The organism is Curtobacterium sp. Leaf183, assembly GCF_001424385.1.
Taxonomy (GTDB): domain Bacteria; phylum Actinomycetota; class Actinomycetes; order Actinomycetales; family Microbacteriaceae; genus Curtobacterium.
Genome location: NZ_LMPO01000012.1, coordinates 107,876 through 128,901, shown reverse-complemented (window position 1 = coordinate 128,901; position 21,026 = coordinate 107,876). Strand labels below are relative to the sequence as shown.

Here is a 21,026-nt window from a genome sequence, read left to right as displayed (position 1 = left end):
TTCGGGACCGTCCGCTCAGATACTGCCCGGTTCCCGGCGTTCATGACCGGAAGTCGCGTTCGGAGCGGCTCGGGCCGGGCAGGTGGGATTCTCGACTACCGCCCCTCGACGTCGAAGACGACCACGCGCTCGCTGTTCGCGCCGATGTGCTCGGCGACCGGCCGGTGCTCGGGATGCGGCAGGTAGCCGGCCAGGGCGTCGCGGTCACGGAACCCGACGACGAGCATCCAGTCGAAGTCGCCCTCCTTGCCCTCGGTGCTGATGCTGGGGCCGGACTCGACCGACGTGACCCCGTCGATCCGCGGCAGGTGCTCCTGCGCGATCGCATCGGCCTCGGCGGCGGCATCGGCGCCGTCCTGCCACCGGACGAGGACCACGTGGGTGACTGCGGACATGCTGACTCCTTCGTCGTTCGACATGCGTGCAGCCTGCCAGGGGCGTCGACCGCGACCCTCAGCCCCGAGTGTTCGCCGGTCGCCGCACCCCGTACCGCAGCGCCACTGCGCCGGTCGCGAAGGTCCGCGAACCGAGCAGCTCGAGGTCGACCCGTCGCTCCGCCATCGCGAAGAAGGGGATGCCGCCGCCCACGAGCACCGGCGAGACCCGGACGCGGTACTCGTCGATCAGCCCGAGCCCCGCCGCCGCGGCCGCGAGGGTCGCCCCGCCGATCGCGATCTCGCCGTCGCCGGGTTCGGCGCGCAGCCGTTCGACCTCCTCGCCGAGCGTTCCGGTCGCCAGCCGGGTGTTGCTCGCGTCGACGCTGGTGAGCGTGCGGGAGAACACGACCTTGGGCAGCGCGTTCCACAGTGCCGCCCACTCGCGCTCGGCATCGCCCCACGTGGCCGCCTGCACCGGGTCCTCCCAGTACACCATCGTCTCGTGCAGGCGCCGCCCGAGCAGGTGCACGTCGACGCCGCGGACCTCGTCGATCGACGCGCGGAACTCCTCGGCGTCCGGGGCGCCCCAGTCGAAGCGCCCGTCCGGCCCGACGACGAACCCGTCGGCCGTCATGCCCATGGAGTACGTCACGCGTCTCATGCCGCGGAACCTACGCCGGTGGTGCGGTCGGCGCACCTTCCTGAGCCGGTGCGCATCACCTCTGCCTAGCGTTCGGACCACCACTCACGAGAGGCATCATCATGGCAACAGGAGTTGCAGCAGTCTGGGTCCCCGTCACCGACATGGCCCGTGCGGTCGCGTTCTACCGCGACACCCTCGGGCTCGAGGTCACGAGCCAGGACGACGACTGGAGCGAGATCGACGCGAACGGCCTGCGCATCGGCCTGAACGCGCGCGAGTCCGCCAGCACGTCGAGCGACGGCGGCGCGGTCGTGTCGTTCCAGCCGGACGGCAGCATCGAGGACGAGGTCGCATCGCTCAAGGAGCGCGGCGCCGACATCCAGGGCGAGATCAGCGAGCACCCGTGGGGCAAGATCGTCCCGTTCAAGGACAGCGAGGGCAACGACCTGCAGCTGTACGCGCCGCCGACCAGCTGACCGGTCGCGTCGCGACCACGGAACGGACGGGAGGCCCGGTGCCAGCTGGCACCGGGCCTCCCGTCCGTTCTCCACGACGTCCCGCGACGCTGCCATCCGTGGCCGTCGTCCCGCTACCGTGGTCCCCATGACGACGACGGGGCTGGCCGCGCACGACGTCTGGTCGCGCCTGCCCGTCGGCCGCCGCGAGTACCGGCAGGACGTGGTCGTCGCGCTGGTGCTCGCCGGCGGGATCGCGATCTCGGCCGTCCTGTCCGGCGCTGCCGGCATGTACGACGACCAGGCACCGTGGTGGGTCTCCGCGCTCATGGTCGTCGCGAACGCCGGGCCGCTGGCGTTCCGTCGCCGCTTCCCGATGACGGTGGCGGTGCTCGTCGCGCTGGCGTTCGTCGGCACGCAGCTGCTGCGCGTGCCCGAGGCCATCTTCATCAACTTCACGCTGTTCATCGGCCTGTACACGGTGGGGGCGTGGTGCTCCGACCGGGTCCGTGCCGAGTTCGTCCGGTGGTTCGTCATCGTCGGCATGTTCATCTGGCTGTTCCTGGCGATCGTGTTCCGCTGGTCGGTCCCCAGCGCACTGCCGAACCAGGGCGACTCGCTCATCCCGCCGTTCGTCGCCAACGCGCTGCTGTCGATCATCATCAACCTGGTGTACTTCGGTGCCGCCTGGTACTCGGGCAACCGGGCGTGGACGTCCGCGGTGGCGAAGCACGCGCTGCAGGAGCGCACAGCCGAACTCGCCGTCGAGCGGGAGCGCACGGCGGCCCAGGCGATCACACTCGAACGGGTGCGCATCGCCCGTGAACTGCACGACGTCGTCGCCCACCACGTGTCGCTGATGGGGGTGCAGGCCGGCGCCGCTCGTCGGGTGCTCGAGCGCGATCCGGACCAGGCCGCGGCGTCGCTCGGCGTGGTCGAGGCCAGCGCGCGCACGGCGGTCGAGGAACTGCGGCGGATGCTCGGCACCCTGCGCGAGGGCGATGCGGCCGCCGGGTCCGACGGACCTGACTCGGAGCGGATCGCCCGCACCACCGCACCGAGCACGGACAGCATCGCGCGGATCGCCGAGCTCGCCGACGCCGCCACGACCGCCGGGCACCCCGCCCGGTACTCCGTCGTCGGCGACGTCCGACCGGTGCCGCCGACCGTCGCGACCGTCGCCTTCCGCATCGCACAAGAGGCAGTGACCAACGTCCTGAAGCACGCCGGGCCAGACGCGCGCGCGGACCTGCGGCTGCGGTACCTGCCGGACGCGATCGAGGTCGAGGTGACGGACACCGGGATCGGGAGCCGCGCCTCCCGTCCGACCACCGTGGACGCGACCGGTGACCCGGACCGTCCCGCGGGCAGTGGCCTCGGTCACGTCGGGATGCGGGAGCGGGTGTCCGCCGTCGGTGGCACGGTCGAGATCGGGCCACGTGCCCGAGGAGGGTTCCTGGTGCGCGCATGGCTGCCGACGACGTGACCGTGCGGGTGGTGCTGGCCGACGACCAGGACCTGGTCCGGGCGGGGTTCCGCATCATCCTCGAGTCGGAGCCGGGCATCGTCGTGGTCGCCGAGGCCGCCGACGGCGCTGCGGCGGTCCGGGCGGTCGAGCAGCACCGCCCCGACGTGGTGTGCCTGGACGTCCAGATGCCGACGGTCGACGGCATCGAGGCTGCGCGCCGCATCACGGCACTGCCGGAGCCGCCCGCGGTCCTGATCCTGACCACGTTCGACAACGACGACACCCTGTTCGACGCGCTCGACGCCGGAGCCAGCGGCTTCCTGCTCAAGAACGCGACCCCGGAGCAGCTGGTCGACGCCGTCCTGACGGTCGCGGCGGGCGATGCGCTGCTCGCCCCCGACGTCACGAGGCGGGTGATCAGCCGTGCGACGACGGGGACGGTGCCGGTCATCGCACCGGACGCCGCGGTCCCGGGGCTGACGGAGCGCGAGACCGAGGTGCTCCGGTTGCTCGGTCGCGGGTGCAGCAACGCCGAGATCGCGACGCAGCTGTTCGTCGGCGAGGCCACGGTGAAGACCCACGTGTCGAACGTGCTGCAGAAGCTGCAGCTGCGTGACCGCGTGCAGGCCGTCGTGTGGGCGTACGAGCACGGGGTGGTCCGCTCCGGCGGCTGAGGCGCGCCCGCTTGTGCTCGAGCTCGGCGTCGTCTCGGCTCCGTCTCGGCTCCGTCCGGCTCGTCTCCGTCTCGGGGTGGAGGCCCGGGTTCCGCCCGGCGTGGGAGGTGCGGACCGCGGGTCCTCCGTAGCGTCGGAGGTGCGGTGGGAAGCCTCCCACCGCCGGAAGGGGACACGATGCTCAGGGTCGAGGGAGTGACGAAGCACTTCGGCGAACGCCGGGTGCTCGACGACGTGACGTTCGAGGTGGGCCGAGGCCGCCTCACCGGCTTCGTCGGCGGCAACGGCGCCGGCAAGACCACCACCATGCGGATCATGCTCGGCGTGCTCGACGCCGACGGCGGGTCCGTGTCCATCGACGGTCAGGCCATCGGTCCGGCCGACCGCCGTCGCTTCGGGTACATGCCCGAGGAACGCGGCCTGTACCCGAAGATGCCCGTCGCCGAACAGGTCACCTACCTGGCGCGGCTGCACGGGGTCGACCGTCGGGCGGCGGCGGCGCGCACCGCAGAACTGCTCGACCGGCTCGAGCTCGGTCAGCACGCCGACGACCCGGTCGAGAAGCTCTCGCTCGGCAACCAGCAGCGCGTGCAGGTCGCCGCCGCGCTCGCACACCGGCCCGAGGTCCTGGTGCTCGACGAGCCGTTCTCCGGGCTTGACCCGATGGCGGTCGACGTCGTGCTGGGCGTCCTGCGCGAAGCCGCGGCCGACGGGGTCCCGGTGCTGTTCTCCAGCCACCAGCTCGACGTCGTCGAACGGCTGTGCGACGACGTCGTGGTCATCGCCGACGGCAGCATCCGCGCCGCCGGTCCGCAGGACGAACTCCGTCGGGCCGCTGGCCCCGCGGCGTGGGAACTGCTCGTCGACGGCGACGCCGCGTGGCTGCGCGACGAGCCCGGTGTGCACGTGCGCGAGTTCGACGGCGGCTACGCGGTCTTCGAGGCCGACGAGGCCGTTGCCCAGCGCGTGCTCCAGCGCGCCGTCACCACCGGGACGGTCGGGTCGTTCGGCCCGCGCGTGCCCCGGCTCAGCGAGGTCTTCCGGGAGGTCGTCCGATGAACAACTCCTTCACCATGGCGGTCCGCCTGGTCACCGTCCGCGAGATCCAGGCCCGGCTGCGCAGCAAGGCCTTCGTCGTCTCGGCGGTCATCCTGCTCGTGATGGTCGCGGCGTCGATCGTCGTCGGCGGGATCGTCGGCAAGTCCACCGCCGGCAGCACCACCCCGGTGGCGGTCGTGAACGGCGTCACGCTGCCCTCGTCCGGCGGCCTCGACGTGACGCAGGTCGACGACCGAGCCGCGGCCGAGAAGCTCGTCCGCTCCGGGGACGTCGACGCCGCGATCGTGCCGGAGTCCGGGCCGCTCGGCTTCGAGGTGATCGGCCTCGACCAGGCGCCGACCGACGTGATCCAGGCGCTCAGCGTCTCGCCCAGGGTCGAGCTCCTCGACCCGAACGCGATGGCGCCCGGGTTGATCTCGCTCATCGGGATCGCGTTCGGCATCGTGTACTTCGCCGCTGCCGTGACCTTCGGGCAGTCGATCGCGCAGAGCGTCGTCGAGGAGAAGTCCACCCGGGTGGTGGAGATCCTGATGGCGGCGATCCCGGCCCGTGCGCTGCTCGCCGGCAAGGTGATCGGCAGCAGCATCATGGCGCTCGGGCAGGTGGTGGCCATCGCGATCGCCGCAGCCGTGACGCTCGCCGTGACCGGGCAGGACAACCTGTTCGGACTGCTCGGACCGAGCATGCTGTGGTTCGTCGTGTTCTTCGCGTTCGGGTTCGTGCTGGTGGCGTCGCTGTTCGCGGCCTCGGCAGCGCTGGTCTCGCGGCAGGAGGACGTCGGCAGCGTCACGACCCCGGTGATGATGCTGCTGATGATCCCGTACTTCCTGATCATCTTCGCGGCGGACAACCCGACGGTGCTCGGCATCATGTCGTACGTGCCGTTCAGTGCCCCGATCGGCATGCCCATGCGGATCTTCCTGGGGACCGCCGAGTGGTGGGAGCCGATCCTGTCGCTCCTCGTGGTCGTCGTGTCCGCCGCCCTCGTGGTGGTCGTCGGTGCCCGGGTCTACGAGAACGCCCTGCTCCGCACCGGTGGCCGCGTGAAGCTCACGGAGGCCATGCGTCGCTGACGCGCAGCCCGGTCGTCCTGGTGTCAGTCGGCGACCGACACCGTCCGGCCCGTCCGGACCGACTCCTGTGCGGCGAGCACGATCGCCAGGGTCCGCAGCCCCACCCGGACGTCGGGCTGGGGCTGCGTGCCGTTGCGCACCGCGTCGAGGAACGTGCGGAGCATCGCCTGGTCGAAGTCCGCGCCGTAGCGGGCCTCGATCGGCAGGCCGGTGTCCGCGGCGATCCCGTGTGCGGCCGGCCCGAACGGGTCGATCGACACGGTGCCGCCGGTGCCGGCGACGTCGAGGGTCAGCCCGCCCCACACCGCCGAGGTGTCCGGCTTGCTCCACGAGCAGTCGATCGCGGCCACGACGCCGTTGTCGTACGTGATGGTCACGAGCGCTGCCGTCTCGGCTCGGGCTCGGTCGGCGTGCAGGGTGCGGTTCGCGACCGCCGTGACGGTGAGCGCCCGGGCGCCCATCAGCGCGTCGAGCAGGTCGGCGAGGTGCACGACGTGGTCCGCGAGCGCTCCACCGCCGGACAGCGCCGGGTCCGTGAACCACGCCCGGGTCAGCGGGAGCATGCCGTTGTTGGTCCCGCGCACGGCGAACAGCTGCCCGATCGCGCCGGCGTCGTGGGTGGCCTGCAGCCGTGCGAACGACGACGCGAACCGCACCGGGAACGCGACCATGAGCATGACCCCGGCGGCCTCGACCGCGTCCCGGATGGCCAGCCCGTCGGCCCACGTGGTCGCGAGCGGCTTCTCGCAGAGCACATGGGCGCCGGCTGCTGCTGCGCGCTCCACGAGCTCGCGGTGACGGGCGTTCTCGCTCGCGACCACGACAGCGTCGGGCGCCCAGGCCAGCAGCTCGTCGACCGACTCCGCGTACCCGACCCCGAGCGCGTCGGCCAGGTCCCGCCCGCGCAGTTCGCCCACCGAGTCACCGGTGCTGACGCCGTCGGGGTCCGAGCCGCGCACCTCGACGTCGGGCATCGCCGCGAGCGCCTGCAGGTACCCGATCGCGTGCGTGTGCGCGAAGGACAGCACGCCGATCCGCAGCGCCGTCACGACAGCACCACCGGCTGTCCGGTCTCGATCGACGTGATCGCCGCGTTCGCGATCCGGACCGCGGCCGCGCCGTCCTCGGCGGTCACGCGCGCTGCCGGGCCGCCGCGGAACGACCCGATGAACTCGGCGAGCTCTGCCGCGTACGGGTCGTCCGCCGGGTCGATCGCGGGCAGGAACCCGTCGACGTCGCCGGGTACGGCCAGGTCGGCGCGCAGGTCGAGCTCGTCGCGGGAACGGTGGGACAGGCTGCCGCGGGTGCCCGTCACCGCGTACTCGGTGGTGAACGGCAGGTGCTGCGGACCCCAGATCCCCGCCACGTGGCTGATCGCACCCGAGGCGTGGGTCAGGAGCACGTGTGCGGCCTCGACGGGCTCGTCGGCGGTGCCGGACCGCACGCGGACGGCTGACACGTCGGTCACCTCGCCCGCGACCCACCGGGCGATGTCGAGGTCGTGGATCATCTGGTCGAGCACGATCCCGCCGGACAGCGCGTGGTCCGCGAACCACGGCGTCCGGATCGGGAACGCGCCGGACCGGACGAAGCGCAGGACCGCCAGGTCGCCCAGGAGGCCCGTGGTGACTGCCTCGTGCAGCCGCACGTACGCGGGGAAGAAGCGCACCACGTGGGCCGGCACGAGCTGCCGGCCTGCGTCACGAGCGCACCGGACCAGGTCCGCCGCGTCGGCGTCGGTGCGCGCGAGGGGCTTCTCGGACACGACGTCCTTGCCGGCGGCCAGCGCGGCGCGGACCACCTGGGCGTGCGTGGCGGTCGGCGTCACCACGTCCACCACGTCGACGGCGTCGAACAGCTCCTGCAGCGAGTCCACCACGGTGATCGACGTGCCCGCGGCCCGTGCGGCATCGGCGTTCGCGTCGGCGAGCTGCTGGGCTCCGGCGTGGGCGAACACGGTGACCGGGCCGAGCCGCAGCAACCCGGGCAGGTGGGCCACTGCGATGCCGCCGGCGCCGACGAGTCCGATCCGGACGGGGGTCGGTGACACGGGGGCTCCTTCGCGTGGGCCGGGTCGACGGTTGTCGGGTGTCGACGCTGACGGCCAGTCGCCATGCTAGTCAGCGCACGCGACGCCCGGGTGCCGGCTCAGACGTCCGACCGACGCAGGCGGACGGCGGCGGCGACGCCGGCGACCGCGAGCCACAGGGCCACCGTGCCGAACGGCTGGCTCCAGTCCGGCGTGCCGGCGACGAGCGCCACCGTGCTGTCCGTGAAGAGCGAGTCGGTCAGGTAGCCGTCGCCGATCCGGACGCCGCCCAGCAGCCCGCTGACCAGGAAGAGCCCGAACACCGCGGTGACCGCGGTCGGTGCGACGCGACGGATGAGGAAGCCGAGGAACAGCCCGAACAGCCCTGTGGCGGCGACTGCGGGGCCGGTCGCGAGCACGGACAAGGCCGCAGAGCCGAGGATGCCGTTCGCAGCGGCTCCGACGAGACCGCCGACCCAGCCGACAGCCAGGCCGATCAGCACGACGGCCAGGCTCTTCGCGAGGAAGAGCGCGGTTCGCCGGGGTGCGGCGGTGACGGTCGTCCGGACGGCCCCGGTGGCGTACTCACCCGCGATCGACAGGCCGCCCACGAGCGCGAGGACCGCACCGCCGACCATCGAACCGCTGGCGACGGCGATCCCGGGGCTGAAGTGCGCCGCCGCGATCGTGGTCAGTGCGGCGGCGGGAGCGGCGAGCAGGACCAGCCAGCGCAGTGCCGGCACGGACCAGGTCCCGTGCAGCTCGGAGCGCAGCGTGCCGGCGAAGGAGAGGGAGGTGGTGGTCATCGGATGGCTCCTGCGTCGTGGGTGGTGTGGCCGGCGGTGAGGTCGAAGAAGACGTCCTCGAGGGTGGCGTCGCGGCGGGGGGACGCGGCGAGCAACTGGTCGGTGGTGCCGTCGGCGACCTTGCGGCCGTTCCCGATGACCACCAGGCGGTCGGCGGTCGCGGCGGTCTCGGCCATGTTGTGGCTGGAGAGCAGCACGGTGCGGCCCTGGGCGGCGTACGAGCGGCAGAGCTGCCGGACCCACACGACGCCCTGGGGGTCGAGACCGTTGACCGGCTCGTCGAGCATCAGCACCTGCGGGTCGCCGAGCAGTGCGGTCGCGATGCCGAGCCGCTGACCCATGCCGAGCGAGAAGGTGCGGATCCGCTTCGTGGCGACGCTCGCCAGGCCGGTCATCTCGAGGACGGTGTTGACCCGGCGGCGGCCGATGCCGTGCGTCAGGGCGAGCCCGGTCAGGTGCGCCCGGGCGGTCCGGGCTGGGTGGACGGCCTTCGCGTCGATCATCGCGCCGAGCAGCTGCATCGGGGCGGGCGACTCGACGTAGGGACGGCCGCCGACGGTGACGGTGCCGGAGGTCGGGCGGTCGAGGCCGACGACCATCCGCATCGTGGAGGACTTGCCGGCGCCGTTCGGGCCGAGGAAGCCGGTCACCGTCCCCGGCTGGAGCGCGAACGTCAGGTCCTCGACCACGGTCTGGGCGCCGTGCCGCTTGGTCAGGTTGCGTGCTTCGATCATGGGTTCGACGCTACGGAGCGCGTCGACGTGGCCCATCGCCCCGCAGGGCCGCCGCGGTGGTACCCGGGTACCGCCGTCAGACCAGGCCGAGGTCGTGCGCGCGGATCACGGCGTGCACCCGGTCCCGCAGCTCGAGCTTCGCCAGGACCCGGCCGACGTGGGTCTTCACCGTCGACTCGGACAGGAACAGCTCGGCCGCGATCTCGGTGTTGTTGCGGCCGCGCCCGATCGCGACGAACACCTCGCGTTCGCGGTCGGTCAGTGTGTCCATCCGCGGGTCCTCGGTGGTCGGGCCGGGGAACTTCCCGCGGTGCAGTTCGATCATCTGGCGGGTGACCCGCGGCGACACGATCGCGTCCCCGGCGGCGACGGTCCGGACGGCGTGCACGAGCTCGTCGGGGCGGGCGTCCTTGAGCAGGAAGCCGCTCGCTCCGGCGTTCAGCGCGCCGAAGGCGTACTCGTCGAGGTCGAAGGTGGTGAGGACGAGCACCGCTGCCCGGGACCCCGAGGCCACGATGCGCCGGGTTGCCTCGAGGCCGTCCATCCCGGGCATGCGGACGTCCATCACGACGACGTCCGGGTCGAGTGCGGCGGTGCGTTCGACGGCCTCGTGCCCGTTCGCCGCCTCGCCGACCACGCTGATGTCCTCGGTCGCGCCGAGCACCATCGCGGTCCCCATCCGGATGAGGTCCTGGTCGTCGACGAGCAGGACCCGGGTCATGCGTCTCCCTCTGCACGCAGGACCACGCGCACCCGCCAGCCGTGGGGTGCCACCGGTCCTGCTTCCACGTCGCCATCGTAGAGCGCCGCCCGTTCCCGCAGCCCGACGAGTCCGCGTTCCGATCCCTGCGACGGCACCGGTCCGGGCGCTCGGCCGTCGTCCTGCACGACCACGACGACCTGATGGCCGGTCCGTGTGACCTCGACGTCGACGGTCGTGACGTCCGCCGCGTACCGGGAAGCGTTCGTCAGGGACTCCTGCACGATCCGGTAGACGGTGCCGGCCAGGCTGCTCGGCAGCGCGCCGACACCGTCCGTGTGCAGCGTGACGGGGAGCCCGGCCGCGCGCTGGTCGGCGACCAGGCGCTGCAGGTCGTCGATCGACGGCTGGGGCAGGTCCGGCGTCCCCGGTTCGTCCGCGGGGGCGGACCGCAGCACCCCGAGCACCCGGCGCATGTCGGCGAGCGACTCCCGCCCGACCGAACCGACCCGCCGGACGGCTTCCCGTGAGCGCTCGGGGTCCTGGACGGCGAGGGCGTCCGCGCCGTCGGCCAGCCGGATCATCACCGAGAGCCCGTGGGCCACGACGTCGTGCATCTCGCGGGCGATCCGGGCACGTTCGTCGGCGACGGCGTCCTCCGCCCGCCGCTCCTGTTCGGCGCGCGCTCGGTCGGCCAGTTCGACGAGCGCCTGCACGTATGCCCGACGCGTCCGGATCCAGAGCCCGAGCACCATGCCGACCAGCAGCACGACGGTCCCGAGGAACGCGCGGGTCGGGTCGTGGAACCCGACGACGCCCGCGACGACGAGCACGACGACGGTCGCAGCCGCGCCGGTCCAGGCCGTCCGGACACCGACCCGGGTGACGACGGTGACCACGACCAGCAGGACGAGGGGTGGCAGCGGGATCGGGAGCGCGACTGCTGCGGCGACGGCGGCCACCGCGAGCGCGACGACCGGTGTCCGTCGCCGGAGCGCGCCGACCACGACCCCCGCGACGAGCAGCACCGCCGCGCCGAGGGGTGCGCGGTCGAACGCCTGTAGCGACAGGAGCTGGCTCGCGGTCACCAGTTCGTAGACGATGACGAGCAGCACGTCGACGGTGCCGGGCCGCTCGGCGACCCAGCGCTCCAGGGCACCCGGGCGCGGTGGTGCGGGGGACGCGGTCGTCACGCGCCCACGGTACCGCGCGCTCAGGAGCCAGGCTCCGGGAAGGCACGGAAAATAAACACAATAAATACGGATTTGATATCGTGTCCCAGTGATGTCGCGTACCGGACCTGAGCCCCTTCAGCCCAGGATACGGGCGGCGCCCGTTGGTGTTCGGCGGGCATGACGAGGAACTCGCCGAGTTGACGGCCGTCTTCGAGACGCTGGACTTCGGTGAGAACCAGTCCGTCCTCATCTCGGGTCTCCATGGCGCAGGCAAGACCTCCATGTTGGCCAAGCTCCAGGACTCCGCGAAGGACAACGGGTGGCTCGTCATCAGTGACGATGCGAGCGCGGGGCTCATGGACCGAGTCATGGAGACCGCTGTCCCCACACTGCTCTCGGAACTGAGCCACGAAGCTCGAGGGCGTCTGACCGGCCTCGGTATCTGGCAGCTCAATGCCCAGTGGGAGTATGTGGATCGTCATCGGGAGGTCAAACCGCTCCTCCGCCGGGATCTCGTCGCACTGTCCGCCGAACTCGCCACGCAACGCCCCGCCGGCCTGTTGATCACGATCGACGAGGTGTCGTCTGGCAAGGTGCGGCTGCGTGAGCTCTCGCGGTTCGCTCTCGAGGTGTCGCACGCGATCAGCGAGGGCGCGAACGTGATGATCGTGTTCGCAGGCATCAAGGTAGACCTCGATGCGCTCGTCGAACAGGAGCACACGACGTTCCTCCGTCGATCACGCGAACTCGACTTCCGACGGCTGACTCCTCGACAGACCCAGCACGTGCTCGCCGAGTCGATCCACATCGGCGGGAAGCAGATCGAACCCGAGGCGCTCACGCTGCTCGCGACGATCTCGCAGGGCTACCCGTACCTCGTTCAACTGGCCGGGGACTTCGCCTGGCGGAGCAGCGGATCGTCCTCGACGATCACCACCGCAGACGCGCATGCAGCGCACAGTCGTGCCATCACCGCCGTCGAACGCCGGGTCATCAGCCGGGTGTACCAGGACCTGTCGGACAAGGACCAGGAGTTCGTCACCGCGATGGCAGCGGACGAGGGTGGCAGGAGCAAGATCGCTGACATCGTGCGGCGCATGGGGGTGTCGGACCAGTACGTGCAGGTCTACAAGAAACGCCTCATCGAGAGTGGCTACGTGCAGGCAGACGGTCGCGGCCACGTCGTCTTCTCACTGCCGTACCTCGGGGACTACATCCGATCGATGACCGCGGAGCCATCCGGCGCGCCGGTGTCGGACGACTGGGGTGACTTCCCGCCGCCGAGCGCGCACGCTCCCGCGTGACCCGAGACGGACGGGAGGCCCGGTGCCAGCTGGCACCCGGCCTCCCGTCCGTCACCGCGGTGCATGCGGATCAGACGGTCGCCTGTTCCAGCACCGCCTCGGCGCGCTCCGCGCTCCCCGCGGCCAGCCCGCGGTCGATCCGTCCGCGCGAGGCCAGCCAGACGACGACGCCGGCCAGGAAGACCAGGACCTCGGTGATCGTCAGCGCCCAGATGATGCCGGCGAGGCCGAACCACAGGTTGCCGAGCAGCACGATCGGGATGAAGAGGATGCCCTGCGCCATGGACATCGCGATCGCCGGGGTGACGAGGCCGGCCGCCTGGAACAGCGAGGTGAACAGGCCGGTGAAGCCGTTCACGACCGTGGCGACGAGCTGCGCGACCAGGATCGTCAGGCCGATCGCCAGCACCGAGTGGTCCGAGGAGAAGACCGTGAAGACCTGCTCGCGGAAGACGAACACCGTGCCCGAGAACAGCAGCACGATCGCCCCCACCGTCAGCGCCGATGCCCGCAGCGCCGAGCGGAGGCGCTCCCGGTCGCCCTTGCCGTAGGCGTAGGCGAGCAGCGGCAGCACCCCGATCGTGACGCCCATCACCAGGAACTCCGGCACCTGGGCGATCCGGACGGCGACGCCCATCGCCGCCAGTGGGTCGTCGCCGTACTGCGCCGCGAGGTTGTTGAGCACGAGGGTCGTCACGATGAGGAACCCGGCCTGCAGCAGCTCGCTGACGCCGATGCCGAAGACCGGCCCGAGGACGGCGGGACGGAGCGTGAACCAGCGGACCGACAGGGAGACGTTCTCGCTGTGCTTCCCGAGCCACAGCACCCAGTAGACGATGCTCACGGCGTTGGCGAGGCCGACCGCGAGTGCGGCGCCGGCGACGCCCCAGTGCAGGACCAGGATGAAGAGCACGTCGAAGACCAGGTTGCCGATCGTCGACAGGACCAGGCCCACCATCGCCTGGCGGGCGGCACCCTCGGCGCGGACCATCTGTTCGAGACAGAACGCGGCGGCCAGGACCGGGACGAAGGCGAGCATCACGCTGACGTAGGCGCTCGTGGCCGGTACGGCGGCGGCATCGGCACCGAGGACGCCGACGAGGGGCCCCAGGAACAGCAGGCCCAGGCCGCCCAGGACGATCCCGGTGACGACCGAGCCCCAGACCGCGAAGGACGCGACGTGCTTGATCTCGCCCGCCTGGGCCGGATCCTGCTCGGAAGCTCCGAGCAGGCGGGACATCAGCGCGCTGCCACCCACCCCGAAGACGCCGCCGATGGCCATGACGAGACCGAGGAGCGGCGTGCCGAAGGTGATCGCGGCGAGGAGCGCGGTGTCGTGCTGCGCGCCGATGAACCCCGCGTTGATGACGTTGTACAGCGCGCTGACGACCATCGCCGCGGCCATCGGCACACACAGGTGCACGAGGGCGCGGGCGATGGGGGCAGCGGACAGGTACCAGCGGTTCGACTGCGCTGCGGTGGTGGTGGAGCTCATGGACCGACCCCTTCCGGGCAGGACGGAGCGCGCGCCGACGGTGTCGGCACGGCAGGACGATGGGGCGCGTGCGGCGGGTGCCGTCGCGTGGGCAGGCTGGCGCCACCGACGGAGGCCGGGAGGCTCGGCTGCGGTTACCGGGTGGGTTCCGGCAGCTCCGCGGTCACCTTGCGGAGGAGGTCGCGGAGCGTGGCGCGCTCGTCCGGACTGAGCGGCGCGAGCAGGCGGTCGTCGAGGGCGAGCATCGCGTCCTCGAACCCGGCGATCAGTTCGATGCCGGTGGGTGTGGCGTACACGAGCTTGGTCCGGGCGTTCCCGGCGTCGGCTCGTCGTTCGACGAGGCCGCGTTTCTCGAGCCCCTGCAGCAGGCTCGAGACGCTGGCGGCACTGGTTCGGGTCATCGCGGCGATGTCACGCTGGATGGCGCCGGGGTTCTGCTGCAGGTACCCGAGCACGAAGCTCTGCTCGTGCGTCAGCTCGCGCTCACGCACCCAGTCCTCGGCGGCCTTGCGCTGGGCCCACCCGATCCAGCGCATGAGCTGGAGGGGTGTGTCGAAGTGCGGTGCCTGCATGATCAGAACTCTAACTGTTTGAACTCAAACTGTCAACGCGCTCGTGCGCACGTGCGGGGCGGAGGCGTCGGACCGCCGTGACGACCAGGACCACCACGGCTCCGAGCAGCAGGCCGAAGACCGCCGACGCTGCCGTGTCCGCGAGCCACTCGACGACCGGCCCGGCGGGCTCGACTGCGTGAGTCAGGACGTGCAGCAGGTCGTACGGGCCGTGCCAGAAGGTCTCGGCCAGGTTCGCGATCACCAGGTGGCCACCGACCCAGAGCATCGCGACGGTGCCGACGATCCCGATCGTGCGGAACACGGCGGGCATCGAGCGCACCACGCGGTCGCCGAGTCGTCGCAGCCCCTGGGACGGGTGTGCCATGAGCCGCAGCCCGACGTCGTCGATCTTCACGAGCAGTGCCACCGCGCCGTAGACCAGTGCGGTCATCCCAAGGGCGATGAGCGCCAGGGCGGCGAGGGTGAGCCAGAAGCCCAGGCTGGTGTCGAGGCTCGCGAGGGCGATGAGCATGATCTCGGTGCTGAGGATCAGGTCCGTGCGGATCGCGCCGAACACGAGCTTGCGTTCGTCGCGGGAGTCGTCGTCGGCGGACACGTGGTGGTGTCCGAACCACTCGGCGACCTTCTCGGCGCCCTCGAAGCACAAGTACGTGCCGCCGATCACGAGCAGCCACGGCAGCACCCACGGCGCGAACGTCGACAGCAGCAGCGCCACCGGGATGATGATGACGAACTTGTTGAACAGGCTGCCGAGGGCGATCTTCCCGACCACGGAGAGCTCCCGGGCGGGCGCGAGGCCCTGCACGTACTGCGGCGTGACCGCGGCGTCGTCGATGACGACGCCGGCGGTCTTCGCGCTGGCCTTGAGCGCGGCGGAGAGGATGTCGTCGACGACGGCGAGCAGTCCAACGGACATGTGCGGCTCCCGGTCTCAGGCGGCGGGGGTCGGTGTCGGCATGCTGTGCACTCTAGGCGGTCCGGTTCCTCACCGCGGGCGGCGTCTCGCGGCCACGGCGCAGCGGCGCAGCGGCGCGGGTCAGGCGTCGAGCGCGGCCCGAGCCGCGGCGACGACCGCCGCGTCGGTGACGAAGTGCGCCGAGCCGTCGTCGCCCGCACCCATCGGCACGCCGTCGTGCGCGCCGCCCGACGACCGCTTCGCCGACAGGTGCACGGCAGCGACTCCGGTGGCGACCAGCGCGGGGACGTCGTGCGGGGTCACCCCGGCGCCGGCCATCACCTGCACGGGCCCGGCGGCGGGCACCATGCGGGCGATCGTCGACGCGCCGGCCGCGGCCGTGGGGGCGCCGCCCGACGTCAGCACGCGGGTGAACCCGAGGTCGGCGAGCAGGGCGACGGCGGCGACGGGGTCGGCGGCGTGGTCGACCGCGCGGTGCAGGGTGACCTCGGCCGAGGAACGGACGGAGCGGGCCGCGTCCACGAAGCGCCGGAGGGCGTCGACGTCGAGCGTGTGGTCCGGGCGCAGCGCACCGACCACGACGCCGGCGGCACCCGAGCGGAGCACCGCGGTGACCTCACGGACCATCAGGTCGATCTCGTCGCCGTCGTGCACGAACCCGCCGGGACGGCACCGGACGAGCGCGTGCGCGGCGATGCCCGTCTCGTGGGTGGCCTCGACGAGGGCCTGCGACGGGGTCAACCCACCGAGCTCGAGACCGACGCACAGCTCCACCCGGTCGGCCCCGGCGTCCCCGGCGACGACCGCACCGGCCGGCGACGTGACCGCGATCTCGAGGGCAACTGGGGCAGTGGTCACGCGATGTCTCCGAGCGGTTCGTTCGACGGGGGGATGATCCGGGCACCGAGGTCCGGTGCCGTGGGGAACACTCGATCGTAGGGGTACATCGGCCGGACGATCCGGTGGTGGCCGAGGCGCTCCAGGTCCTGGTCGACCCCGCCCGGCGTCAGCGCGAGCATCCAGTCGGCGGCCATGTCGAACAGCTCGGGCTCGAGGTACCCGATCTTCACGACGACGACGTCGGCCTCGCGCGGGTTCAGGTCCAGGTCGGTGAAGTCGTGCTCGTGGTGGTACGGCTTGCGCAGCGCCGTCAGGATCGCGAACACGCTGCCGACCTGCAGCACGACCTCGGTCTCGGCGTCGCGGTCGCCGTGCTTGATCGCGTGCACGCGACCGGTCATCGTGATCGGTCCAGCGTGGATGTCGTCCACCGCGGCGCCGGCGGTCACGGTGACGGTCGCACCGACGCCCGCCTCGACGGCCGTGGCAACCGCAGCCGGTCCCGGCACACTCGCGTAGATGACGACCGGGCCGCTCGGATCGGCGAACGCGGGGTGCGCCAACATCTGCGTCAGCCCCCAGGTCATGTCGCCCGAACCGCCGGCGGTCGGGTTGTCGCCCGAGTCGGAGATGAAGTACGGCCGGGCGGCACCGGGTGCCAGCGCCGCGGCGAGGCACTCGTCGAACGAGCCCGTCGGCGCCACGAACACGAAGTCCTCGCGCACGTCCCAGAACGCGCGTGCCAGCCGTTCGGCGCCGGCGGCCACGGCGGCGCGGTCCCACCCGGTGACGACGGTGACGGCACGGTCGCGCGGCTGGTCGGCCCACGCGTACCCGACCCAGATCGCGGCGTCGAGCACACCGGCGGTCGCCTCGACCTCCGGTACCTGGGCGTACAGCGAAGCGGCGGGCTCGAGCCGTGTCGACGTCTGTTCGCCGGGCAGCAGCACCGGGATCGGCACCCAGGCCTTGACCGGACGCTGCGAGCCGACCGGGCGTGTCGAGAGGACCTCGACCAGGTTGCGGACGGCGCGCTCCTTGGTGTCCATCGCGTCCTCGTGCGGGGCCATCCGGTAGCAGGTGACCAGGTCGACCTGGTGCGCGAGCTCGGCGGTGACGTTGCCGTGCAGGTCCATCGACGCCGACACGATCACGTCGGGGCCGATCACGTCGCGGATGCGTCCGAGCAGGTCGGACTCGGCGTCGTCCAGCCCCTCGACGACCATTGCCCCGTGGATGTCGTACCAGAGGCCGTCCACGGACGTCGTCGCCACGATGGAGGACAGCCGCGCGACGATCTCGTCCGCGAGTGCCTCGTAGGAGTCCCGCGCGACGATCCCGCCGGGCAGCGCGTGCCCGATCAGTGCGCCGTGGAAGTCCGCGTCCAGCGACGCCAGGAACGGGTACCGCGCCACGACCTCGTCCCCGCGGTCCGGGTGGAAGGCCGGCGCGAGGGTCCTGGTCGGGGTGAAGGTCGAGGTCTCGATGGCCAGCCCGGCGATGGCGATGACCGGGCGGCGGTCCGGCGACGCGGACGATGCGATGGTGGTCGTGTCAGACACGGACGCTCCTGTTCCTGGTGGTCGACTGGGGGATCGGGGCGGACAGTTCCTGCAGCGAGGCCGTCAGACCGCGCTGCAGGGCGAACTGTCCCGCGCCGACGAGACCCGCGTCCGCGCCGAGCGACACGCGCTCGATGGCGAGGTGCTCGGTCATGAGCGGGTGGCAGCTCTCGTAGAGCTGGCTCCGCACGGCCGCGACGAACGGGTCGAGGGTGGAGAGGATGCCGCCGAGGTACACGGCATCCGGGTTGAAGAAGTTCACGTTGGCGGCGAGGACCTCGCCCAGGTACCGCCCGGCCAGTCGGACCGCCCGCGTGGCCTCGGGGTCGGCGTCCGAGGCGAGCCGGACGACGTCGGCGGTCGAGGTGACGGGGGCGCCGGCGGCGGAGAGGATCCGGACGAGCGCCGCCCCGGACGCCACGGTCTCCAGGCACCCGGTGTTGCCGCAGGAGCAGGGGGTGTCGCCCGCCGCGTCGATGCGCACGTGCGTGATGTCGCCCGCCGCCCCGGTCGAGCCGCGGTACAGCCGGCCGTCGATGACGATGCCGGCGCCGATCGCCGACCCGGCCTTGATCGTGATGGCCTGGCGTCGGCGCGGGTCCTGCACGGTCTGTTCGCCGGCGGCCATGCAGTTCGCGTCGTTGTCGACGGCCGCGGGGACCCCGAACCGCTCCTCGAGCCACGACGCCACCGGGAAGCCGTTCCACCCGGGCATGCGGCTGGGCAGGTCGACGACCCCGGCCTCGACGTCGACCGGCCCGGGCAGGCTCAGCCCGACACCGCGCAGGCCGTCGCGTCCACGCGACTCGACCAGCTGTTCCAGCAACTCCGCCAACCGTGTCAGCCCGGCGGTGGGACCGTCGGAGAGCGCGAACGGGACGTTCGCGACCGACTCGAGCGAGCCTCCCGGCAGGACGATGCCGATCCGCGCGTGTCCGCCACCGACGTCGGCGGCCACCGCGTACTCGTCCGCCCCGCCGATCCGCAGCACCTTGCGGGGGCGACCACCGGTCGAGACGTCGGTGCCCTCCTCGGCGAGGATGCCGTGTTCGAGCAGCTGGCCGACGACGTGCGAGACGGTCGAGGGCGCGGCGCCGAGCAGCTGCGCGATCTCGGTGCGGCTGGACGCCTGACCCGATGCGACGAGTTCCAGCACCCGCGAACTGAGGTCGGCCACGACTTTCTCCAATCACGCACGAAGCACGACCGGAACGGCCGTCTGGCAGGAACTCTACGGTCCGGGCAGACACGTTCCGTTTCGCCCGTTCGGCAGAAACAGACTATTTACACGGGAACGTTTGTTTTTCCAACGACTTTGGCCATTGACTGTGCGCATCCCGACGTCCCTGTTCAAGGAGTCCACATGATGAAGCCCCGTCGCTGGGCACTGCTCACCGGAGCCGCGCTCGCGGTGAGCGCCCTGCTCGCCGGCTGTTCCGGGGGCGGTTCCGCCACCTCGAACGCGAAGTCCGACGAGATCAACTACGCGCTGCCGGCCAACTTCACGCCGAACTGGATCCTGCCGATCGGCACCGCGGCGCACCTCAACACGAACAACGGCTCGATCGCGCAGTCGCTGTACGAGCCCCTGGTGGCGTACGACGGCTCGACGGGCAAGATCGCGTGGAACAAGGCGGGATCGATCGCCACGGCCGCCGACTTCGCCAGCGACGGCACCAGCGTCACGATGACGCTCGGGGACCGGCACTGGTCGGACGGCAAGCCCATCACCAGTCGCGACGTCGAGTTCTGGTTCAACCTGATCAAGGCGAACAAGGACCAGTGGGGCTCGTACTCCGAGGGCAAGGCACCGGACAACTGGACCTCGTTCAAGGCCGTCGACGACACGCACTTCACGATCACGTTCGACAAGGCCTACAACGCCGACTGGATGCTCGCCAACCAGCTGAGCCACATCATCCCGCTGCCGCAGCATGCCTGGGACAAGACCAGCGCCGGCGCGAAGGTGACCGACGCGGACGAGACCACCGCCGGCGCCAAGTCCGTGTGGAAGTACCTCAACACCGCCGCGGGCAAGATCTCGGACTACGCCAGTGACGACCTGTGGAAGACGATCTCCGGCCCCTACGGCGTGACCTCGTTCACGACCGCCGGCAAGGTGCAGCTCACCGCCAACAAGCAGTACGACGGCGGCGAGAAGCCCTCGATCACGACGGTGAACCTGCTGCCGTACACGACGACGGACGCCGAGACCAACGCGGTTCGCTCGGGTGCGGTCGACTACGGGTACATCAACGCCACCGACCTCGACCAGAAGGACTCCTTCACGTCGAAGGGCTACGACGTCAAGCCGTGGACCGGCTGGGCGATCACGTACATGCCGTACAACTTCAACAACCCGACCATGGGCGCCGTCTTCAAGCAGCTGTACGCCCGCCAGGCCGTGCAGATGTCGATCGACCAGGCCTCGCTCTCCAAGGTCGTGTTCAACGGCACCGCCACCTCGACCTACGGTCCGATCCCGCAGGCGCAGGAGTCCGACTACGTGTCCAGCACGCAGAAGGACAACCCGTACCCGTTCAGCACGTCGAAGGCCAAGGCCCTGCTCACCAGCCACGGCTGGACCGCGAAGGGCGGCACGATGGTCTGCACCGACGCCGGATCCGGCGACAGCCAGTGCGGCGAGGGCGTGGCAGCCGGCACGAAGTTCACGATGTCCGTCCTGTCGCAGTCCGGCTCGACCGTCACCGACAACATGATGAGCGCGATCCAGTCGTCGCTGCAGAAGACCGGCATCGGCTTCACGATCAAGACCGCGCCGGTGTCGAGCGTGCTGTCGCAGACCCCGACCTGCACCTCGGACCAGGCGAGCTGCGACTGGGACCTGTCGTTCTTCGGCACGGCGGGCAGCTGGTACTTCCCGGCCTACCCGACCGGTGAGTCGCTCTTCCAGACCGGCGGTTCGGCGAACTTCGGCAGCTACTCCAACAAGGAGGTCGACTCGCTGGTCAACGCGACGACCACCTCGACGGACGCAGCCGCCGTGCAGGACTACAGCGCCGCCGTCGCCAAGGACCTGCCGGTGATCTGGCTGCCCAGCCCGGACTACCAGATCTCGGTGGTCAAGCAGGGTCTGAACGGGTTCGACCAGGACTCGCTCGCCAACTTCCACCCGGCCCA

At 71.3% G+C, this 21,026-nt stretch carries 21 protein-coding genes; 7 read left to right on the top strand and 14 right to left on the bottom strand.

What is annotated here, in order from left to right; all coding sequences use genetic code 11:
• Positions 1-95 precede the first annotated feature (95 nt).
• Both ASG04_RS16420 and ASG04_RS16415 read right to left on the bottom strand, forming a co-directional pair.
• Complete coding sequence (locus tag ASG04_RS16420; RefSeq protein WP_162241735.1) at positions 96-395, bottom strand: Dabb family protein; 300 nt, start codon at positions 393-395, stop codon at positions 96-98.
• Between the two features lie 58 nt (positions 396-453).
• The gene (locus tag ASG04_RS16415; protein WP_056126512.1) at positions 454-1,038 is read right to left on the bottom strand and encodes a dihydrofolate reductase family protein; all 585 of its coding nucleotides are present in this window, start codon (positions 1,036-1,038) and stop codon (positions 454-456) included.
• Between the two features lie 101 nt (positions 1,039-1,139).
• Between ASG04_RS16415 and ASG04_RS16410 the strand changes: the two genes are divergently transcribed.
• The 5 genes from ASG04_RS16410 (at position 1,140) to ASG04_RS16390 (ending at position 5,749) form a co-directional block, all read left to right on the top strand.
• A complete protein-coding gene (locus ASG04_RS16410) occupies positions 1,140-1,496 on the top strand; it encodes a VOC family protein (RefSeq protein WP_056126510.1) in 357 nt (118 codons plus the stop codon).
• 127 nt (positions 1,497-1,623) lie between these two features.
• Complete coding sequence (locus ASG04_RS16405) at positions 1,624-2,961, top strand: sensor histidine kinase (protein WP_082518315.1); 1,338 nt, start codon at positions 1,624-1,626, stop codon at positions 2,959-2,961.
• Positions 2,943-3,617, top strand: a complete 675-nt coding sequence (locus ASG04_RS16400; RefSeq protein WP_056126507.1) for a response regulator — start codon at positions 2,943-2,945, stop codon at positions 3,615-3,617. The genes ASG04_RS16405 and ASG04_RS16400 overlap by 19 nt, the downstream gene beginning before the upstream one ends.
• Before the next feature lie 177 nt (positions 3,618-3,794).
• Positions 3,795-4,676, top strand: a complete 882-nt coding sequence (locus tag ASG04_RS16395; RefSeq protein WP_056126505.1) for an ABC transporter ATP-binding protein — start codon at positions 3,795-3,797, stop codon at positions 4,674-4,676.
• The gene (locus ASG04_RS16390) at positions 4,673-5,749 is read left to right on the top strand and encodes an ABC transporter permease (protein WP_056126503.1); all 1,077 of its coding nucleotides are present in this window, start codon (positions 4,673-4,675) and stop codon (positions 5,747-5,749) included. The genes ASG04_RS16395 and ASG04_RS16390 overlap by 4 nt, the downstream gene beginning before the upstream one ends.
• A gap of 23 nt (positions 5,750-5,772) precedes the next feature.
• Here the strand turns inward: ASG04_RS16390 and ASG04_RS16385 are convergent, their stop codons facing one another.
• From ASG04_RS16385 to ASG04_RS16360, 6 genes are all read right to left on the bottom strand, one after another.
• Entirely contained in the window at positions 5,773-6,798 is a 1,026-nt protein-coding gene (locus ASG04_RS16385; protein ID WP_235515579.1) for a Gfo/Idh/MocA family protein, read from the bottom strand.
• Positions 6,795-7,799 (bottom strand): Gfo/Idh/MocA family protein, encoded by a 1,005-nt coding sequence (locus ASG04_RS16380; protein WP_056126501.1) that lies wholly within the window; start codon positions 7,797-7,799, stop codon positions 6,795-6,797. The genes ASG04_RS16385 and ASG04_RS16380 overlap by 4 nt, the downstream gene beginning before the upstream one ends.
• 98 nt (positions 7,800-7,897) lie before the next feature.
• The gene (locus ASG04_RS16375; RefSeq protein ID WP_056126500.1) at positions 7,898-8,584 is read right to left on the bottom strand and encodes a hypothetical protein; all 687 of its coding nucleotides are present in this window, start codon (positions 8,582-8,584) and stop codon (positions 7,898-7,900) included.
• The gene (locus tag ASG04_RS16370) at positions 8,581-9,318 is read right to left on the bottom strand and encodes an ABC transporter ATP-binding protein (protein WP_056126715.1); all 738 of its coding nucleotides are present in this window, start codon (positions 9,316-9,318) and stop codon (positions 8,581-8,583) included. The genes ASG04_RS16375 and ASG04_RS16370 overlap by 4 nt, the downstream gene beginning before the upstream one ends.
• Positions 9,319-9,394: 76 nt before the next feature.
• Entirely contained in the window at positions 9,395-10,039 is a 645-nt protein-coding gene (locus ASG04_RS16365) for a response regulator (RefSeq protein ID WP_056126498.1), read from the bottom strand.
• Entirely contained in the window at positions 10,036-11,211 is a 1,176-nt protein-coding gene (locus ASG04_RS16360; RefSeq protein ID WP_056126495.1) for a sensor histidine kinase, read from the bottom strand. Before ASG04_RS16360 ends, ASG04_RS16365 begins: the two co-directional genes overlap by 4 nt.
• 146 nt (positions 11,212-11,357) lie before the next feature.
• Between ASG04_RS16360 and ASG04_RS16355 the strand changes: the two genes are divergently transcribed.
• Positions 11,358-12,497, top strand: coding sequence for an AAA family ATPase (locus ASG04_RS16355; protein ID WP_414835840.1), 1,140 nt, complete (start codon positions 11,358-11,360; stop codon positions 12,495-12,497).
• Between the two features lie 70 nt (positions 12,498-12,567).
• Here the strand turns inward: ASG04_RS16355 and ASG04_RS16350 are convergent, their stop codons facing one another.
• From ASG04_RS16350 to ASG04_RS16325, 6 genes are all read right to left on the bottom strand, one after another.
• Positions 12,568-13,992: an MATE family efflux transporter gene (locus tag ASG04_RS16350; RefSeq protein WP_056126491.1), complete on the bottom strand. Its 1,425-nt coding sequence runs from the start codon at positions 13,990-13,992 to the stop codon at positions 12,568-12,570.
• 134 nt (positions 13,993-14,126) lie between these two features.
• A complete protein-coding gene (locus ASG04_RS16345; protein WP_056126490.1) occupies positions 14,127-14,564 on the bottom strand; it encodes a MarR family winged helix-turn-helix transcriptional regulator in 438 nt (145 codons plus the stop codon).
• Between the two features lie 10 nt (positions 14,565-14,574).
• Positions 14,575-15,483 carry a DUF808 domain-containing protein gene (locus ASG04_RS16340; protein ID WP_056126487.1) on the bottom strand — a complete coding sequence of 303 codons (909 nt, stop codon included), beginning with the start codon at positions 15,481-15,483 and terminating at the stop codon, positions 14,575-14,577.
• Between the two features lie 120 nt (positions 15,484-15,603).
• The gene (locus ASG04_RS16335; protein WP_056126485.1) at positions 15,604-16,341 is read right to left on the bottom strand and encodes a copper homeostasis protein CutC; all 738 of its coding nucleotides are present in this window, start codon (positions 16,339-16,341) and stop codon (positions 15,604-15,606) included.
• Positions 16,338-17,885: a M81 family metallopeptidase gene (locus ASG04_RS16330; protein ID WP_235515577.1), complete on the bottom strand. Its 1,548-nt coding sequence runs from the start codon at positions 17,883-17,885 to the stop codon at positions 16,338-16,340. Before ASG04_RS16330 ends, ASG04_RS16335 begins: the two co-directional genes overlap by 4 nt.
• Positions 17,878-19,062, bottom strand: coding sequence for an ROK family protein (locus tag ASG04_RS16325; RefSeq protein WP_082518313.1), 1,185 nt, complete (start codon positions 19,060-19,062; stop codon positions 17,878-17,880). The genes ASG04_RS16330 and ASG04_RS16325 overlap by 8 nt, the downstream gene beginning before the upstream one ends.
• Positions 19,063-19,248: 186 nt before the next feature.
• On the opposite strand from ASG04_RS16325, the gene ASG04_RS17215 reads away from it, so the two are divergent.
• A partial coding sequence (locus ASG04_RS17215) for a peptide ABC transporter substrate-binding protein (RefSeq protein ID WP_200938550.1) occupies positions 19,249-21,026 on the top strand: 1,778 nt, incomplete at its 3' end.

Coding starts and splice junctions, on each gene's coding strand:
- ASG04_RS16350 (WP_056126491.1), bottom strand. CDS start 13,992: ATGAGCTCCACCACCACCGCAGCGCAGTCGAACCGCTGGTACCTGTCC.
- ASG04_RS16340 (WP_056126487.1), bottom strand. CDS start 15,483: ATGTCCGTTGGACTGCTCGCCGTCGTCGACGACATCCTCTCCGCCGCG.
- ASG04_RS16365 (WP_056126498.1), bottom strand. CDS start 10,039: ATGACCCGGGTCCTGCTCGTCGACGACCAGGACCTCATCCGGATGGGG.
- ASG04_RS16345 (WP_056126490.1), bottom strand. CDS start 14,564: ATGCAGGCACCGCACTTCGACACACCCCTCCAGCTCATGCGCTGGATC.
- ASG04_RS16400 (WP_056126507.1), top strand. CDS start 2,943: ATGGCTGCCGACGACGTGACCGTGCGGGTGGTGCTGGCCGACGACCAG.
- ASG04_RS16410 (WP_056126510.1), top strand. CDS start 1,140: ATGGCAACAGGAGTTGCAGCAGTCTGGGTCCCCGTCACCGACATGGCC.
- ASG04_RS16405 (WP_082518315.1), top strand. CDS start 1,624: ATGACGACGACGGGGCTGGCCGCGCACGACGTCTGGTCGCGCCTGCCC.
- ASG04_RS16395 (WP_056126505.1), top strand. CDS start 3,795: ATGCTCAGGGTCGAGGGAGTGACGAAGCACTTCGGCGAACGCCGGGTG.
- ASG04_RS16370 (WP_056126715.1), bottom strand. CDS start 9,318: ATGATCGAAGCACGCAACCTGACCAAGCGGCACGGCGCCCAGACCGTG.
- ASG04_RS16375 (WP_056126500.1), bottom strand. CDS start 8,584: ATGACCACCACCTCCCTCTCCTTCGCCGGCACGCTGCGCTCCGAGCTG.
- ASG04_RS16390 (WP_056126503.1), top strand. CDS start 4,673: ATGAACAACTCCTTCACCATGGCGGTCCGCCTGGTCACCGTCCGCGAG.
- ASG04_RS16420 (WP_162241735.1), bottom strand. CDS start 395: ATGTCCGCAGTCACCCACGTGGTCCTCGTCCGGTGGCAGGACGGCGCC.
- ASG04_RS16415 (WP_056126512.1), bottom strand. CDS start 1,038: ATGAGACGCGTGACGTACTCCATGGGCATGACGGCCGACGGGTTCGTC.